Here is a 16137-nt window from a genome sequence, read left to right on the forward strand (position 1 = left end):
TGCAGTCCATCATGGACTGCATTGCCTTTCTCTAAAAAGACCGATTACTGGTTTTTAAACAGACGTACGGTACATTTGTTTGCAAGATTTTTTCCAAAAACCTGTTCTGATCCTGTAGTACAAAGATCACCTTCGATGTTAGAACACATGATGGATTCATCACAGTCATCTTCCGTCAACACATGAACATAGCCTTGTACCGGTTCGGTAACCGCTTTTTTATTCATTGCACTTGTTGACAAAGCAGAGCCGGTGGCAAGTAATACAACTGCTACGGGCATAATTAATTTTAAAAAATTTGTTTTCATAATAAATAAAATTAAAATTAGCGACCTACTCTTTTTTACAGGTTTTCGGTCTTCCCCTGGCGTCCGGCACGCATTATTTACGTTTGCTATTTCGCTTGAGAAATAATTTTATCACTAATCTTGTAACTGACAATATTACTCCCGATCATACCATACAATTTGTTATCTCGTACTATAAAACTTCTGAGCTTGGAGCCATCCACATTATAAATGTAAAAACTAGAAATGTATGATCGCTTCTTTAGACTATACACATCAATAATACTTGCCTCATTCCACATTGATTCGGGTTCATACCGGCCAATAAGGCCGGCATTTACAAAGAGAAGGCCATTATCTACAGCACTTCCTTTATTGACAATCAGCGGTGGTTTTGACATTTTTTTCTCGCCCCGGCTTTTCACTTCGGCTATTGAAATTTGTGCCTTTGAGATAGTATCAATGGTATTTCCGCGGTACTTGACTTTCATCATGCGATCGGCAACTGTATATTGGTTCCGATATCGGTATAGGAATATGAATTGCTTTGTTTTTTGGTCATAATGTAGTGATCCATCGCTGTCAAAATTGCCGTCTATTTGTTGTTGCAGTATGTTGTTCCCGTATTTAACCACATTAGTCTTAAAATTAAGGATGCCAACTGTGCTTTTTCCAGTATTGGTTTGTGATCTGAATGCGATTGTAGTAGAATCAACGATTTGCGGATGTGAAAAGTAAGTGTTGCTTTTCCATAGGAGCGAAGCTTTCCAATCTGCAATATTTCCTCGAAAAACACAAGGAACCGTTCCGTCTATAACATAAAAATATGATGCATTAATTCTTACGCTTACTGAACGAAATAGTAGTGACGTATCTGTTAAAGTAATTCGTTTTATCGTGTTGATTTTAAGTGTACTGTCAATACTAACTATTTTTAAAGGATTAGTTGTATTGCCTAAATATATAGTGCCATTATCCTCTCCTGCTATATAATAGGAATTATAAGTAAGAGGTGTTTGATTGGTTAAAGAAGCGGACTGAAAAAACTGCCGTATAAAACTATTACGGTGCCGAGATATATCATCTGAAATAACATACAGTAGTCCTATACTACAAATGCTTAAAATTGTTGTCGCAGCTATAGTAGCATACATCACTTTTGTTTTTGAAAGTAATATTATGGATACCCCTGCGATTATTATAAAAAACAAATTGAATATAAGGTGTTCAGTCCATCCCAGTTTTTCAAGTATTCCTCCACATGAACAGGGGATGTAAGAGGAGTAGTTGAGTATAATGTAAATGTAAGTGGTGAACATTACCATGAGACTATATGCAGCTAACAACGCTTTTAATCTATATTTCTTGAAAAAAAGTAAAACTGAAATTAATAATTCAGCAGCGGGTATTGTCCAGACAATCAAAGCCGCAAAAGAACTTAGCAAAGGGGACTGTCCTAGTTGAATTCGGAAATTTTCAAAATCGATGATTTTACTGATTGCCGCATAAGTAAAAAGAAAAGCATAGCTGTAGCTTACAAAAATTACAATACCATTTTTTATGTTCGCCGTATATTTCATATCACTATCCGTTTATTTGGTTATGTAAAATTCTATCATTTAAATTTGTAATGTTATGCAAATCAGGCTTTTCGTTATACTAAAAGGAAACTTCCATAAAAACAGGGTTCTCTTTACTCAGATGGACGGTTGAGGTCGCTAGGAGCATAGCCATAATGCTTTTTGAAAGCCTTATAAAAGTTTAAGTAGGCGCTAAAACCACATATAAAGGCAATTTCCTTCAAAGGGATTTCAGTCTTCTGAATGAGTAGATGGGATTTCTTAAGGCGTTCCAAATGATAAAAATTGTAGACGCTAGTATTGAAATACTTACGGAAACCTATCTTTAGCTTGTGCTCTTCAGACGCAAACATAGCAGCCAATTTTTTTAGGGTAGGAAGGGGCTCTTCCAAGTGATTTAAGATGTAATCATAAATACTTTGCATTACCACAGCTTCGGATTGTTTTTTTGGATTTGTTTTTATTACAAACGTTGCGTCTGACGACAGTTCTTGCAAGATGGTAGTAATTGAGTTTACGATTATTTTGTCACTGTAGTGTAGCCGTGATATGGTGCAAAAAGTTGGAAGTAATTTATTATTACCCGTTATAAAAATTAGCGGAACGGTGCTGTGGTAATTGTCATCTAGTGACGCTTCCTTCTTTTTTTGATTCCAAATACTGAAGGACTGTGGTGCGATAAATTTTCCAAAGTCAACTTGAAATAATTCTTCGGATTCGTAGTATAGTGCTTCTGGTACGTGTGTATTAAAATTGCGGATAATAAAGTTATCGTCTAAAATAAATGTAGTTTGTACTAAGTTTTGATAACTGTAATGCGGGTTAACAGAACCTGATCGGAGTATAATATCATGCATCTGTCCAGCAAGAGTGTTAAGCATTTCAGAGAGTTTATCAACTTCGTCGTTTTGGTTTGTTTTGATAATTCTGAATGAGAGGTTGCCGGTTGCCATTTCAAAAAGCATTTGGTAAATCACCTTAATCCGTTGTTGGTTTTGTTGCGTATCCATTGTGTTGTATTAGTGAAGATTTGTCGGAATGGAGTGGGGAAGTGGAGACAAAATTATATAATACAATTCTCTAAATCAAGAAGTATAGTGTGCAATTCGGGAATTGAATAGGTGTTTTTTAGAGAAAAGTGAGTGGTGTCCTTCGACAAGCTCAGGATGACAGGGAATAGTGAGAAGTGATTGACGAAATGATTTTTAATTTCATAATCAAAGAGTAATTCTCGATGCGTTCTATAGTTGAGGTATGGAATAATAGGAATTATTGTAGTTTGTTTATTAGGTATTTACGAGATATAGAAGGTTTTTGAGTTTAAGAACAGGTTATAATTAAGAGGGGGGAGGGATAAGAAAGATGCTGATGAGGTGTCTTTATTTGTGTATATTTTTTGTTTTTTTGATATTGATAAAATTGTAAAAATAGTAATAACATCATCCTTTTCAACTTCTGATTTAAGAGCATTTGCGAAAGCGATATTGAGTTAGCAAAATTGATTCTTTCAACAATAAAACGTTTTGATTTACTAATTGATTTTTTACAAGCTGAGGAAGATTATGAATATCTAGATATAAGTTTGTATCAGTATTTTAATTTAGAAAATTCTGAAGAATTAATCAAAGAAACTAAAATGCTCCCTCTTTAATTACTTAGAATTAAGACTGAAAATAACGGGTTCAAGTTTAAAGTAGAAGATGAAAAATCAAAATTAGTCTTAAATTCATTAGTCTCATGTGAAATAATAGAAGTGGATGTTTTTTTAAATTTAAGAAATTTTTTAACACCTGCTGCTTTGGCGACTTGCTTCACCGCTCATTGCACGCCTCGTTGACTGTAGCGATTGTCAAAATCCCCTCCAGCTCCAGAAGCCAAAAACCTGCGAAAAATAGCTGACAGCTAATAAGTTTTTTTCTATGTTGAAGACAGCGGAGAAGATCGCTTACACCTGAGATATCATTGTTAAATATTTAACCTTACAAAAAGGTTTTTATGGGACATAAGTAATAACCATGGTATAATGTCGTATTTTAAAATCAGGATAAAATCAGGATAAAATCAGGATAAAATCATGTAAAAATCTGATTTAAAGCTGTTTTACTTAAAGTTAATTCTTTTGACTTTACGACTTTTAAACTTTCGACTTACTTAATAGTATTAGAAACGAAGATCTTCCTTATTTAACTGTTCATTTTACAGTAATTGTTTTTTTAATTTTTTAAAGAAAGGATTATTCATTAGCTTAATTTGATCAACAACCAAACGGGCTATAGCCAAAGCTCCTTTTCTACTTAAATGTGTGTCATCAGACTTTCCCTCTGGATAATAGGAATTCTCACCGGGTTTAAAATGCAAATGTAGCGCTTTCGATTTTTCGGGACCATAAGAGGTTTCAAGTAATTCTGAATAATATTCTAAATCCACAAAAGGCACATTGTACTCTAGGGCTACCAAACGAGTTTCAAACGGATAATCACCATGCGTTCCGACTAATACTCCATTTTCATTAAAATTTCTTCTGGCAATTGATGAAAACAAAATTGGAATTGCCCCTTTTTTTCTGCTTTCATTTACAAACCGAATGATGTTATGTCGATACGTTGTATGTGGATTTGTATACCGAGTAAAATCGGTTAATTTTTCATCATTATGCCCAAATTGTATAAAAACATAATCTCCCGGTTTTAAAACCTTAAAAACTGCTTCCCATTTTTTCTCATCAATAAAACTGCGTGTACTTCCGCCATTTACCGCTCGATTCTTTATAATTACATTCGAATTAAAAAAAAGACGCAATACCTGCCCCCAACCGGTTTCTGGGTTTTCTTCCGGTTTTATTTTATCAGCCATCGTAGAATCACCAATAGTATAAATTGTAGTTTTTTGAGACAGTCTGTTTAAGGAAATTAACAACGTCAAAACAATAATAGGTTTCATAAAAATTATTTTTTTTTTTAATATATTACTTTGCAGCAGTAAGAATTGTACCTCTCTCACCAATTACAACTTCATTAAAAGTTACATTTTTAGTAGTAGTAAGGCTCAATCCGTTTTTAGCTCATTGTATTATAAAACGGTTCAAATTAACGTTTTCTACTTTTTATCGGGGTATCCTTCTATTACAATTCCCGTGTTGGTGACTTCAGTGCAACTGATATTAAAGAAATATCCGAATTTAGACGGAAATAATCCGCTTTCTACTCCATGTTATTGGCAGTGATGTAAATGCAGTCTTCCATGTCCTAAAAGAAATATTGGACAAAAATATATATTTAAAATAGCGCGCTCGATCTCTATTTGTTTTAATTTAAATTATCTCTTTTTAAATATCCACTCGCTTTACAGTAATCAACATACATATTTCGAACTCCGGCCATCATTTCACTTCCTATTACAATCGCATGCAGTCTTTTGAACTGGTAATTTCTTATTACGATATTTCCAAAAGGAGTTGCTGAAGTGCTACGTCATTAGTCATCTCTACCAAATTTCAGGGCTTGTCCACGGTATTGTCTCGAAAAATTCTAGCGATATCACTCAGTCATAAACAGATCAAAAATCGACTTTAAGTCAAAATAGCTGATGTTTTTTGATGGTCTGTTTAATATTTGCTCTTTTTTTACTATTGTAAAATCGTATCAATCTCATCTAATTCATCTTTGGAGAAAGTAAGATTCTGCAGACTGTCAATATTGTAATTGAGTTGTGCAATTGAACTAGCTCCAATTAATACTGAGGTAATACGATTATCTTTTAACAACCAAGCCAAAGCCATTTGTGCTAAAGATTGGTTTCTTTTTTGCGCAATTAAAGTCAATTGAATAATTTTCAAAATTTTTTCCTCCGAAACCTCTTCAGTTTTTAAATGACCATTAGGATTAGAGGCACGAGAGTTTTTCGGAATCCCTTTTATATATTTATCAGTTAAAAGTCCTTGGGCTAAAGGTGAAAAAGCAATACAACCAACTCCTTTTTCTTCCAGAATGTTTAATAATCCGATTTCCGGATTTCGCTCAAACATTGAATATTTGACTTGATGAATCAGACAAGGTGTTCCCAATTGCTTTAGAATATCGACAGCGTCTCTGGTCTGTTCCGGATTATAATTAGATATCCCAGCATACATAGCTTTTCCGCTTCGAACAGCATAATCCAAAGCCATCATGGTTTCTTCCAATGGTGTTTCAGGATCATAACGATGAGAATAGAAAACATCTACATACTCCAAATTCATCCGCTTCAAACTCTGATTCAAACTGGACAATAAATACTTACGGGAACCCCAATCGCCATAAGGACCCTTCCACATAGTATAACCGGCTTTGGTCGAAACTACAATTTCGTCACGAAGATTTCCATGAAAATTCTTCCTTAAAATTTTACCAAAAGTAATCTCAGCAGAGCCCGGATCCGGACCGTAATTATTGGCTAAATCAAAATGTGTAATTCCTTTATCAAAAGCAGCCTTAGCAATGCCTTCTGCATTTTCGAAACTATCTACCGACCCAAAATTATGCCATAATCCTAAAGATATTTGCGGTAATAATAAACCACTTTTTCCGCATCTGTTGTAATCCATATTTTTATCTAAAATAGTTTATAATTAAGAGACAAATTTATTGTTTCTTTGAATCAAATTTGAATAATAAATTCACTTATTTATTTTGAAAAGTTACAAAATTCACCATGCTAGAACGAAACCTAAAAAGGCTTGATTCATTTTATTATTTATTATAAATTGTTTTATTTAGTACTGTTTTTAGATGACTATGAATAGTTTCAATTTTTTTACTGATTTGATTAGCCGCTTTTAAATTTTTGCTTTTAATTTTTATTTCTATAGAAAAATCATTTTCTCTTTTCGAAACAAGCTTAACGGTAAACATTCCATTTGGATAATATACTCTCAAGCCATCCGTTTCTTCCATTAAATACAGATCGAATTCCCCTTTTAACCAATTGATAAATTGATCATAAAATTCAGTTTTTTCTACCTTTGCATATCTGGTAAAAGTATGAAATGGTGCCTCAAAAGAAATATTCATTTTTTAAATACATTTTTTAATTTCGTTGATAAATTTTATTGCCAGTTCGTCTGCCTCATCTTCGGAAATACTTTCGGTATAAATTCGAATAATAGGTTCTGTACTAATCGTATCTTCACAAATTCTGGCATCTCTTCCAATAATTAGTGAAATTTTTTTTAATATTTTGCTGCTTTAACTAGATACCATACGCTGCTGCAAATTTTATAGCATTTATTGGAGTCAAATTATCATTAACTATGCCTCCAATAGTTCCTTAATTCCTGAAATCGATTTTATTGATGCCATTTTATCATTTACTTAAAATTCCCATCTAACAAATGCTTCCATTGCTGCATAATGTGACAATCCTAATTCATCATACAAATTGGCAGTTTCTTTATTTCTATCCTCGGCTCTTTGCCAAAACTCTCTGCTGTCTGCTCCTTGAAACACGACACCATCTTTTTGGGATTGATGCTTAAATATCCCTTTTCGTTTTTCCAACACTTGGTCTGGCCCCATCGGTACAGCCATTTCGATCTCGTCAATTCCCCATTCCTGCCAAGCCCCTCTGTATAACCAAACCCAACAATCATTCATGTACTTTTTAGGTTTTAAACGTTTTATAGCTTCAAAAATAGCATCTAAACATACTTTATGGGTTCCGTGTGGGTCTGCCAAATCACCTGCTGCATAAATTTGATGTGGTTTAATTTTCTCGATGAGATCCATCGTGATTTGAATATCTGATTCTCCTATTGGGTTTTTCTCAATAGTTCCTGTTTCATAAAACGGAAGTTCCATGAAATGAATCTGCTCTTCTGGAATACCAACATAAAAACTGGTTGATCGTGCCTCACCTTTTCGAATTAAACCTTTGATGTATCTTACTTCGGCGATATCAACCTCACTCGCTTTTTTGTTCTTTAGGAATGTTATTGCTTTTTTATAAATATTTTCTGCCTCAGGGCTTTTGATACCGAACTTATCATTATAATCACAAACAAAGCTTGCAAATCGTAGCGCTTCATCATCAGCTACTGCTATATTACCGGAGGTTTGATAACCAATATGTACTTCATGTCCTTGTTCATGCAATCTCTTGAATGTGCCACCCATACTAATAATATCATCATCTGGATGTGGACTAAAAATAAGCACACGCTTTTTGGCAGGCTCTGCACGTTCTGGTCGTTTGCTGTCATCGGCATTGGGTTTACCTCCTGGCCATCCTGTTATAGTATTTTGAAGCTTGTTGAACATTTTTATATTAATGTCGTAAGCTGGTCCTGAATCGGCTAATAAATCACTCATGCCATTTTCAATATAATCAGCATCTGTAAGCATTAAAATAGGTTTTTTCAAATGAAGGGCTAAACCCAATGTCGCTTTCCTTATAAGTTTATCTGTCCATACTATTTTTTCGACTAACCAAGGCGTATTAATTCGGGTTAATTTTGAAGAGGCTTTTCTATCTAAAACAAAGGTGGCATTTGTATGTTCTTGCAAAAATGAAGCCGGTACTAAATTTGTAACTGTACCTTCTACCGATGCTTTTATAATATTCGCTTTTCCTTCTCCCCAAGCCATAAGAATCACTCTATTTGCTTCCATAATCTTTTTAACTCCCAATGTAATAGCTGTTCTAGGAGTATGATCTAAGCCAGAAAAGTCACTGCTTGCAGCTACTCTTGTAATATGATCTAAAGCTACTAATCGTGTTTTAGAATTTTGTAAAGATCCTGATTCATTAAATCCTATATGACCGTTTCCTCCAATTCCTAAAATTTGTAAATCTATTCCTCCAAGAGCTTCAATTTTGGCTTCATATGTGGCACAATAATTCGCTATTTCTTCTTTTGACAATGTTCCATCCGGAACATGGATGTTTTCCGGTAAAATATCAACTTGATTAAATAACAATTCTTTCATAAATCGCACATAGCTATTTATGGAATCTCGCTCCATAGGATAATATTCATCTAAATTGAATGACACTACATTTTTAAAACTTAATCCTTCTTCTTTGTGTAAGCGCACTAGTTCTGAATACAATCCTTTCGGGGAAGAACCTGTGGCCAACCCCAATATACAAGGCTGTTTTTGGGCTTGTTTAACTTTTATCAAATCTGATATTTCTTTAGCTACAGCTTTAGAGGCAGCTACTGAATTTTCATAAACTACGGTTCCTATATTCTCAAACCGCTTTTCGAAACCTGTGGCTTTATCAATATTACTATTTAACATGGCTTAATTTTTATAATTTATTTTTAATTTTATTGATATTTCCCAAAATATTATCTAACACTCAGGATGTATAGAATTCTTGACTAAATGATTTTTTATATTTTGAACATGAAAAAATTTAATGTTTTCAGGTTGTTTTATTATCAAGCTTTCTTTAAATGAACCTTGTTCCAACTTAATTCTAGGGAGTGATCGTCTATAATAAGTAACAAATAATGGTATTTTCATTTCTTCAAAGACATTATTTACAAGTAAATATTCTTCATACGTTGATTCCATTGTTTTCTAAATACAACAAATTTTGCCTGATGCAACAACTTTTAGAGCATAATAGCAATGAGAATCTGGCGGAGTTGCTATACATAAGGAGTCGACTTCAGGATCATTTATTAAATCATCCACATCTCCATAAAACTTAAGAACACTGTCCTTAATTGCATAATCTTCGGCTTTTGAAATATTGCGCTGCATGACTGCATGTAACTCAAAACATTCTACTTTTTGATAGGCAGGACCGCTTCTAAGTTCTGTTACATTTCCGCATCCAATAATCCCCCATTTATACTTTTTTCTCAAACATATTGACAAACTGTTATCCTAATATTCTCAATATTTATTCAAAATATATTGCCTCATCAAAATGTTTTTTTATTTATTATTTCTTGACCAGCTTTTATAATTATGCCCCCAGATAGCAAAAAATAGAATAATGGAATAACAGGGAATTAAAATCCAATAACTACTTGTTGCTGCTGTTGCCAAAGCATCTGATTCATTTATTCCTTTAGCAATAAGCTCTTGTTTATTGGCATCAACCATTCTACCATATAATGGTGGAATAATTGCTCCACCTGAAATCGCCATAATTAATAAGGCTGACGCTGTCTTAGTGAATTTTCCTAATCCATCTAAAGTTAAAGGCCATATTGCTGGCCAAACCAGTGCATTGGCAATGCCTAATGATGCCACAAATAAAATAGACGTAAAGCCGGTGGTTAATAATATACAAACACTGAAAATGAGGCCTAATGCAGCACTAATTATAAGTGCCGTTCCTTGTTTTAAATATTTGGGTATTAAAAAAACTCCTAGAGCATAGGTACACACCATTGCTAATAAGGTTAAAGTTGTAAAGAACTTGGCGTCTGCAGCTGGGAAACCTAACGAAATACCATAGGCTATTATAGTATCTCCAGCTATAACTTCTGCCCCTATATAGACAAATAATGTTAAAACACCCAACCATAAATGAGGAAATTGAAAGATACTTTTTTTTGTTTCAGATCCTTCTTTTATCTCATTCACTTCAGCTGCTTCAACGTGAGGCAGAGGTGCTTTTCTAATTAATAATCCTAAAATTAATAATACTGTAGCCATTATTAAGTAAGGCATAAAAACACTGTCTGCCATAGTATCTAATAACACTGCTTTTTCTTCAATCGACGCGCTTCCTAATTTTTGTTTGACTTCATCTATTCCTGATAATAATAATGTGCCAAAAATCAAAGATCCTATTGCACCGGCTGTCTTATTGGCTATTCCCATAATGGCAATACGTTTGGCACCACTATCGATAGGTCCCAAAATTGTAATATACGGGTTCGCAGCTGTTTGTAACAAAGTCATCCCGACACCTTGAATAAAAATACCTGTTAAAAACACCCAGTAAGTTCTTGCCTCAGCCGCTGGAATAAATACTAAAGCGCCAATCGCCATTATTATTAATCCTAAAGACATTCCTTTTTTGTAACCTATCTTATTCAAAATATATGAAGCTGGTAAAGCCATTACTACAAATGAAATATAGGATGCCGATGCTACCAAATAGGATTGAGCATCGGTTAATTCATTGATAGTTTTCATAAATGGAATTAGTGCACCATTAATCCAGGTCACAAAACCAAATATGAAAAATAAGCCTGCTATAATTAGTATTGGGACTAAATTGTTTTTTGATTTAATACTATTACTCATATCTGTGAATTTTTAATTCTATTAGTTAATTAACGATGCTTTATGGTAAAATTCAATAGTCTCTTTCAAGGCATGATCTATAGAATACTGTGGTTTAAATCCTAGTTGAGTGAATTTTGAAGGATTTGCTTTTGAATGTTTAATATCTCCTGATCTTTCATCCAGAAATTTTATTTTTGATTTGGAGTTGGTTATTTCAATGATTTTTTCCGCTAATTCTAATATTGACGTGTTATGGCCTAGAGCCACATTATAGGTTTCATTCCCTTTTTGAGATGCCAAAATATTTGCTCTTACCACATCTTTTACATAAATAAAATCTCTAGTTTGTAAGCCATCTCCAAAAATGGTTATCGGTTTGTTTTGAAGTGCATTATTTATGAAAATTGGTACCGCTGCTGCATAGGCTGATTTTAAATTTTGTCTAGGACCAAAAACATTGAAATAACGTAATGAAGCAGTAGGAAGACCCCATTGATCTTGATACATTTTCAGATAAAACTCACCATCTAATTTTGTAACAGCATACGGAGTCATCGGTTCCGGAGTCATTGTTTCTATTTTAGGCAATATGGGATTGTCTCCATAATTAGCCGCAGATGAAGAAAGTACTACTTTGCAATTTACATTCTTCTTTGCGGCCTCCAAAATATTTATTGTCCCCAATGTATTGATTTCAATACATTCGTTTATATTTAAAAGGGATTCCGGGACGCTTACCAAAGCCGCTAAGTGAAATATACCATTAGCACCTTGCACTAGTTCTTCCACAAGATTTTTATCCCTGATATCTCCTTTTTCAAATTGAACATTCAGCCCATTAATATTTTTTTCGAATCCCGTTCTTAAACTGTCCAAAACAATTACATGATGTCCTTTAGCGGATAAATATTCAGCAATGTGACTTCCTATAAATCCTGCGCCACCTGTTATTATATACTTCTTCATTTTTTTTAAATATTAGGAGTTATCCTTTCAGAATTATTAGTCATTCCAATTTAATACAGGATACTGTTTTTTTAGATAGGCCTTTACTTCAGCTATGTCTTCTTTTGCCGTTAAATCCGGTACGTGTTCAGAAAAAGGGATGCCAAATGTGGTATTTGGGTGTTCTTTTAATGCGTTTAAAAGTACGGTAGGTAATTCCTTTTCGTCTCTTTCAGGATGAACGGGACAGTTTTTTAGATAAGGATAGATAAGATCTCCTTTAAATTTAAAAGCATTCATGCTCACTCTTAACTTTCCCTCGGAATCTTTGTAACTCTCTAAATTAGCTGCAGTTGGTTTTTCAAGAATGTCAAATAATTGATTGTCATGGTCGAGTTTGGCAATGGCAAATCGAGAAATTCGTTCCGATGGAAATTCCATCGCATCTCTATTATAACTTATAAAAGCATTAGGACTATCTGTTTCTCTAAGCGCATAAAGTGCATCGACTGAATACAAGTTGTCGCTGTTGCAAACCGAGTAATCCAATGAATTCAGTTCCGGATATTGTTCTACAGCTTGAAATAATGCATCTGCAGTACCTAATGGTTTGGCTCTTCCTTCCGGAATATATTGAATAGCAAAAGAGATAGTTAAACCATGAAAATCATTGTATTTGTTTTCACTTCCGTAAAATTCTTTAAATAGATCACCCCGCTCACCAATAATAATATAGATATTTTTATACCCTGCTTTTTTCGCATTCAATAAAAGATAATCCAATAATGGTCTTCCATTTGGGCCAACACCAATTAATCCTTTACTTCTTTCATTCGCTTGCGCAATTTCTTCGTCACTCAAATTATCAACTGTAACTTGTTTTTTCATTCTGGAAGAAGCGCCGCCAGCCAAAATAATTAGATTGTCATGCATAATTAATTCTTTAAAATTTTAATGTTTTCTAGTATTCTCGCGCCAGGATCAACGGTTACCGTATAGGCTTCTATTGCCCCTGCAGTCAGTATTGCTGCCACTACTGGAGCTTCATTTCCCGGTTCAGCCAGTACTACAATACTACCGCCTCCACCTGAACCAACTATTTTTGCCCCATACGCCCCAGCTTTCAATGCAGCATTAATCATGGCATCAATTTTTGGCACAGTTATTTTTAATAAATCTCTTAAAACAGCGTGATGTTGATTCATTAAAGCACCAATCTTCTTTAAATCTGGAGTTGGTTTTTCAAATTCTTTTAAAGCCTCTTTTGTATAATGGTAATTCTTGATGGCAGCTTCAAAATAAGTAATCAATCGGTCTGGTAAATAATTATAGTATTTATCTAAATCTTCTATTTCGGATGTATTTAAATCAAAATCTTTAAAATTTTGTTTTATAATGTCAATTGCAATCAAGGCATTTCCTTTTAATTCTCCTATCAAACCAATGGTTTCTTTAGGTACCCCGGAAACACCGGTTATTAATCCTTTTAGTTCTGTTCCAATAATGGTATAAGAAAAAGGATCTTTGGTATTGATGTGTACAATATTGCCCACTCCGATGCTGTAATGATCCATCATTCCGCCTGGTTCTCCGTGCTCTAAAACTTCAGAAGCATACCCCATTTTTGCAATAAATTCCGGAGTAACTTCGGCATCAACTCCAAAAGCGGTAACCAAAAAATGAATCCAAGCCATTAATAAAGCCGATGAACTTGAGGTTCCGGAATTGATAGGAATATCTCCTTTTATGGTAATATCGTATCCTACAGTTGGAATACAACCTTGTCTTCTCAAAACTCTTAAGGAAGAGGCAAAATAATCTCGAGGTGCTAATTCTGAAAAAATACCGTGAATATCAATGACCCTAACTTCATTAATATCCTCCATGTTTAGTCTGAAAACTGAAGTGTCATTTTGAACTGCAGTTAATTTTATATTTAGATTGATTGCACATGCAATGACGGGCAAACCTAAATAGTCTTGATGATCTCCAAAGAGACACGTTCGTCCAGGAGCTAATGATATAATTTTTTTCACTTTTTAGAGATGTTAAAAACGCTGTATTAATAGTGTTTAATGCTAATTTTATTTATAATTCTAACTGTTTATTTAGTTTTACTTTACGAAACTATAGATTAAATTCTAATAAAACAAGTAAAAAACAATAAATGTGCTCGAACACACTTATTTCGTGTTGTCGAGCACATTTTTAAATTGTATGAAAAAATACGATCATAAAAAGATTATTACTAACAATGAAAGAATGTCAAACGTATAATTAGGTACTCATTCGTTAATTCAGTCTTACAAAAAAAAATAAAACCAAAGTTTTTATATATTTGCTCATTATGGATAAAAAGTATACAATAAAGGATATTGCTAAATTAGCCGGTGTTTCGAAAGGAACTGTTGACAGAGTTTTGCACAAAAGAGGTAAAGTGTCACCAGCTGCTTTGGACAAAGTCAACGAAGTTTTAAAAGTAATTGACTACGAGCCAAACCTTATTGCTAGGAATTTAAAGAATAATAAAATTTATCGCATTTGTATTGTTCTTCCTGATCCCAAAATTGATACTTATTGGCATCCTTGCCTGAGTGGTATTGATGATGCGGTGAAAGAATTCAAAGCCTATAATTTGATTATTGAAACCTTTTACTTTAATCCGGAAAAAAAGAAATCCTTTTTAAAAACGAATAAAGAGGTATTGGAATTATCTCCGGATGCTGTTTTGCTAACGCCTTTATTCCATAAAGAAACTGTAGATGTTATCGAAGAATACAATTCGTTAAACATCATTGTAAATACTTTTAATAACCAAGTCGAGTCCAGTTTTGTAAAAAGTTTCGTTGGTCAGGATTTATTTAGAAGTGGACGAGTGGCAGCAAAATTAATAGATTCGATTACCGGTACCGGTCAAATTGCCATTGTTCATATTGATGAAACCTACAAAAATGCAATTCACATGCAGGAAAAGGAAAAAGGTTTTAGAAATTATTTTGATGAGAAAGAAAATTCTCCATACACGATTACCACTTTAAAATTAAAAAATCCAAATGTTGAGCTTAGTTGCAATACTTTCCTGAATGAAAATCCAGAGGTTACAGGAATTTTTGTTACTACTTCTAAATCGTATCAAATTGCTAAGGTAATTAGTGAATTTAAAGGTAAAAAAATTAGAGTGGTCGGTTATGATTTGATTGATGAAAATGTTACTTATTTGAATCAAGGCGTCATCGATTTTATGATTCATCAAAACCAGAAAAGACAGGCATATCTCGGAATAACCTCTTTGGTGGAACATTTTCTCTTTCAGAATGAAATTCCAAAAATGATTTTTTTGCCGATTGATATTGTGAACGCGGAAAATGCGGAGTATTATATTGAATAAAAAAATTTATTCTTTTAAAATAAAAACTCCGAAAGAAGATGCAATGTGGAAATTGGGAGTTTCCGTATTTGGGTTTACCCAAGTAATCCAATTAGGTTCATAACATTCATTTTGGGCTTTACTATATTTAGCCCTAAAAACACCGGTTTCAATAATGTTGTTTTTTATTAAATTAAGACTTTTCAAAGATTCGATACTAATTGATCCCTCAACCATAAAAGTATTAGCTTGTACAGATGATTTAACTACTAAATCATTTTTGGGCCAGTTCCAACTGAAATCGAAATTCTTATTAGGATACGCAATAAAATCCATTATTCGCCCAGAAGTGTCGATCTCTAAACAATAATAAGGATTCAGTCCATTATCAGTTCTGAAAAAGAGTTCAACTCTATCAGAAATCCCAATACTTTCAAAACTTTCATCTTGCTTTTCTATGTGGATTTCAGTATCTAAAACTGTAAAATTAAAAAATAATTTGTCTCGATTCCAAAGTGCTTTAAATGTAGTTTCAGTTACATTTTTAGTATTCCACGGGGAACAAAAATCAGTTAAAATCTGGGCTTCAGCCCACGCTATGTCATCGCCTTTTCCGGAGACAGTCAGATCTTTGTTTTCAATTAAATGGACATCATATTCTTTCATTTCTGGAATCATTTTATGTGGTATTTAATATTTCTGTGAAACTGTGTTTGAACAGAAAT

The 16137-nt window shown here is 33.5% G+C and carries 14 protein-coding genes and 1 pseudogene; 1 reads left to right on the top strand and 14 read right to left on the bottom strand.

Annotation, left to right across the window (positions count from 1 at the left end):
• Positions 1–44: 44 nt before the first annotated feature.
• The 13 genes and pseudogenes from EKM05_RS04600 to EKM05_RS04655 all read right to left on the bottom strand — a co-directional run bounded on the left by EKM05_RS04600 (position 45) and on the right by EKM05_RS04655 (position 14081).
• Positions 45–308, bottom strand: coding sequence for a DUF6520 family protein (locus tag EKM05_RS04600; RefSeq protein WP_255416351.1), 264 nt, complete (start codon positions 306–308; stop codon positions 45–47).
• A gap of 86 nt (positions 309–394) precedes the next feature.
• Complete coding sequence (locus EKM05_RS04605; RefSeq protein WP_126553798.1) at positions 395–1867, bottom strand: MauE/DoxX family redox-associated membrane protein; 1473 nt, start codon at positions 1865–1867, stop codon at positions 395–397.
• A gap of 113 nt (positions 1868–1980) precedes the next feature.
• Positions 1981–2877: a helix-turn-helix transcriptional regulator gene (locus EKM05_RS04610; RefSeq protein ID WP_126553800.1), complete on the bottom strand. Its 897-nt coding sequence runs from the start codon at positions 2875–2877 to the stop codon at positions 1981–1983.
• 1186 nt (positions 2878–4063) lie between these two features.
• Entirely contained in the window at positions 4064–4807 is a 744-nt protein-coding gene (locus tag EKM05_RS04615; protein WP_126553802.1) for a rhamnogalacturonan acetylesterase, read from the bottom strand.
• Positions 4808–5492: 685 nt separating this feature from the next.
• Entirely contained in the window at positions 5493–6449 is a 957-nt protein-coding gene (locus tag EKM05_RS04620) for an aldo/keto reductase (RefSeq protein WP_126553804.1), read from the bottom strand.
• Positions 6450–6594: 145 nt separating this feature from the next.
• On the bottom strand, positions 6595–6915 hold the full coding sequence (locus EKM05_RS04625) for a hypothetical protein (protein WP_126553806.1): 321 nt from the start codon (positions 6913–6915) through the stop codon (positions 6595–6597).
• A gap of 105 nt (positions 6916–7020) precedes the next feature.
• Positions 7021–7203 (bottom strand): annotated as a pseudogene (locus EKM05_RS14575) (phosphoglucosamine mutase); the annotation flags it as partial.
• 12 nt (positions 7204–7215) lie between these two features.
• Positions 7216–9144 (bottom strand): glucosamine-6-phosphate deaminase, encoded by a 1929-nt coding sequence (gene nagB / locus EKM05_RS04630; RefSeq protein WP_126455263.1) that lies wholly within the window; start codon positions 9142–9144, stop codon positions 7216–7218.
• A gap of 285 nt (positions 9145–9429) precedes the next feature.
• Positions 9430–9732: a Gfo/Idh/MocA family protein gene (locus EKM05_RS14580; RefSeq protein ID WP_233590870.1), complete on the bottom strand. Its 303-nt coding sequence runs from the start codon at positions 9730–9732 to the stop codon at positions 9430–9432.
• 60 nt (positions 9733–9792) lie between these two features.
• Positions 9793–11118 carry a sugar MFS transporter gene (locus EKM05_RS04640; RefSeq protein WP_126455261.1) on the bottom strand — a complete coding sequence of 442 codons (1326 nt, stop codon included), beginning with the start codon at positions 11116–11118 and terminating at the stop codon, positions 9793–9795.
• 21 nt (positions 11119–11139) lie between these two features.
• A complete protein-coding gene (locus EKM05_RS04645; RefSeq protein ID WP_126455259.1) occupies positions 11140–12066 on the bottom strand; it encodes an NAD-dependent epimerase/dehydratase family protein in 927 nt (308 codons plus the stop codon).
• A gap of 36 nt (positions 12067–12102) precedes the next feature.
• Positions 12103–12978: a sugar phosphate nucleotidyltransferase gene (locus EKM05_RS04650; RefSeq protein ID WP_126515708.1), complete on the bottom strand. Its 876-nt coding sequence runs from the start codon at positions 12976–12978 to the stop codon at positions 12103–12105.
• 2 nt (positions 12979–12980) lie between these two features.
• The gene (locus EKM05_RS04655) at positions 12981–14081 is read right to left on the bottom strand and encodes a galactokinase family protein (protein WP_126515707.1); all 1101 of its coding nucleotides are present in this window, start codon (positions 14079–14081) and stop codon (positions 12981–12983) included.
• A gap of 311 nt (positions 14082–14392) precedes the next feature.
• On the opposite strand from EKM05_RS04655, the gene EKM05_RS04660 reads away from it, so the two are divergent.
• Complete coding sequence (locus EKM05_RS04660; protein ID WP_126515706.1) at positions 14393–15433, top strand: LacI family DNA-binding transcriptional regulator; 1041 nt, start codon at positions 14393–14395, stop codon at positions 15431–15433.
• Positions 15434–15439: 6 nt separating this feature from the next.
• Here the strand turns inward: EKM05_RS04660 and EKM05_RS04665 are convergent, their stop codons facing one another.
• Positions 15440–16090, bottom strand: a complete 651-nt coding sequence (locus EKM05_RS04665) for a sugar-binding protein (RefSeq protein WP_233590871.1) — start codon at positions 16088–16090, stop codon at positions 15440–15442.
• Positions 16091–16137 lie beyond the last annotated feature (47 nt).

It is taken from the genome of Flavobacterium sp. GSP27, from assembly GCF_003970395.1.
Lineage (GTDB): Bacteria > Bacteroidota > Bacteroidia > Flavobacteriales > Flavobacteriaceae > Flavobacterium.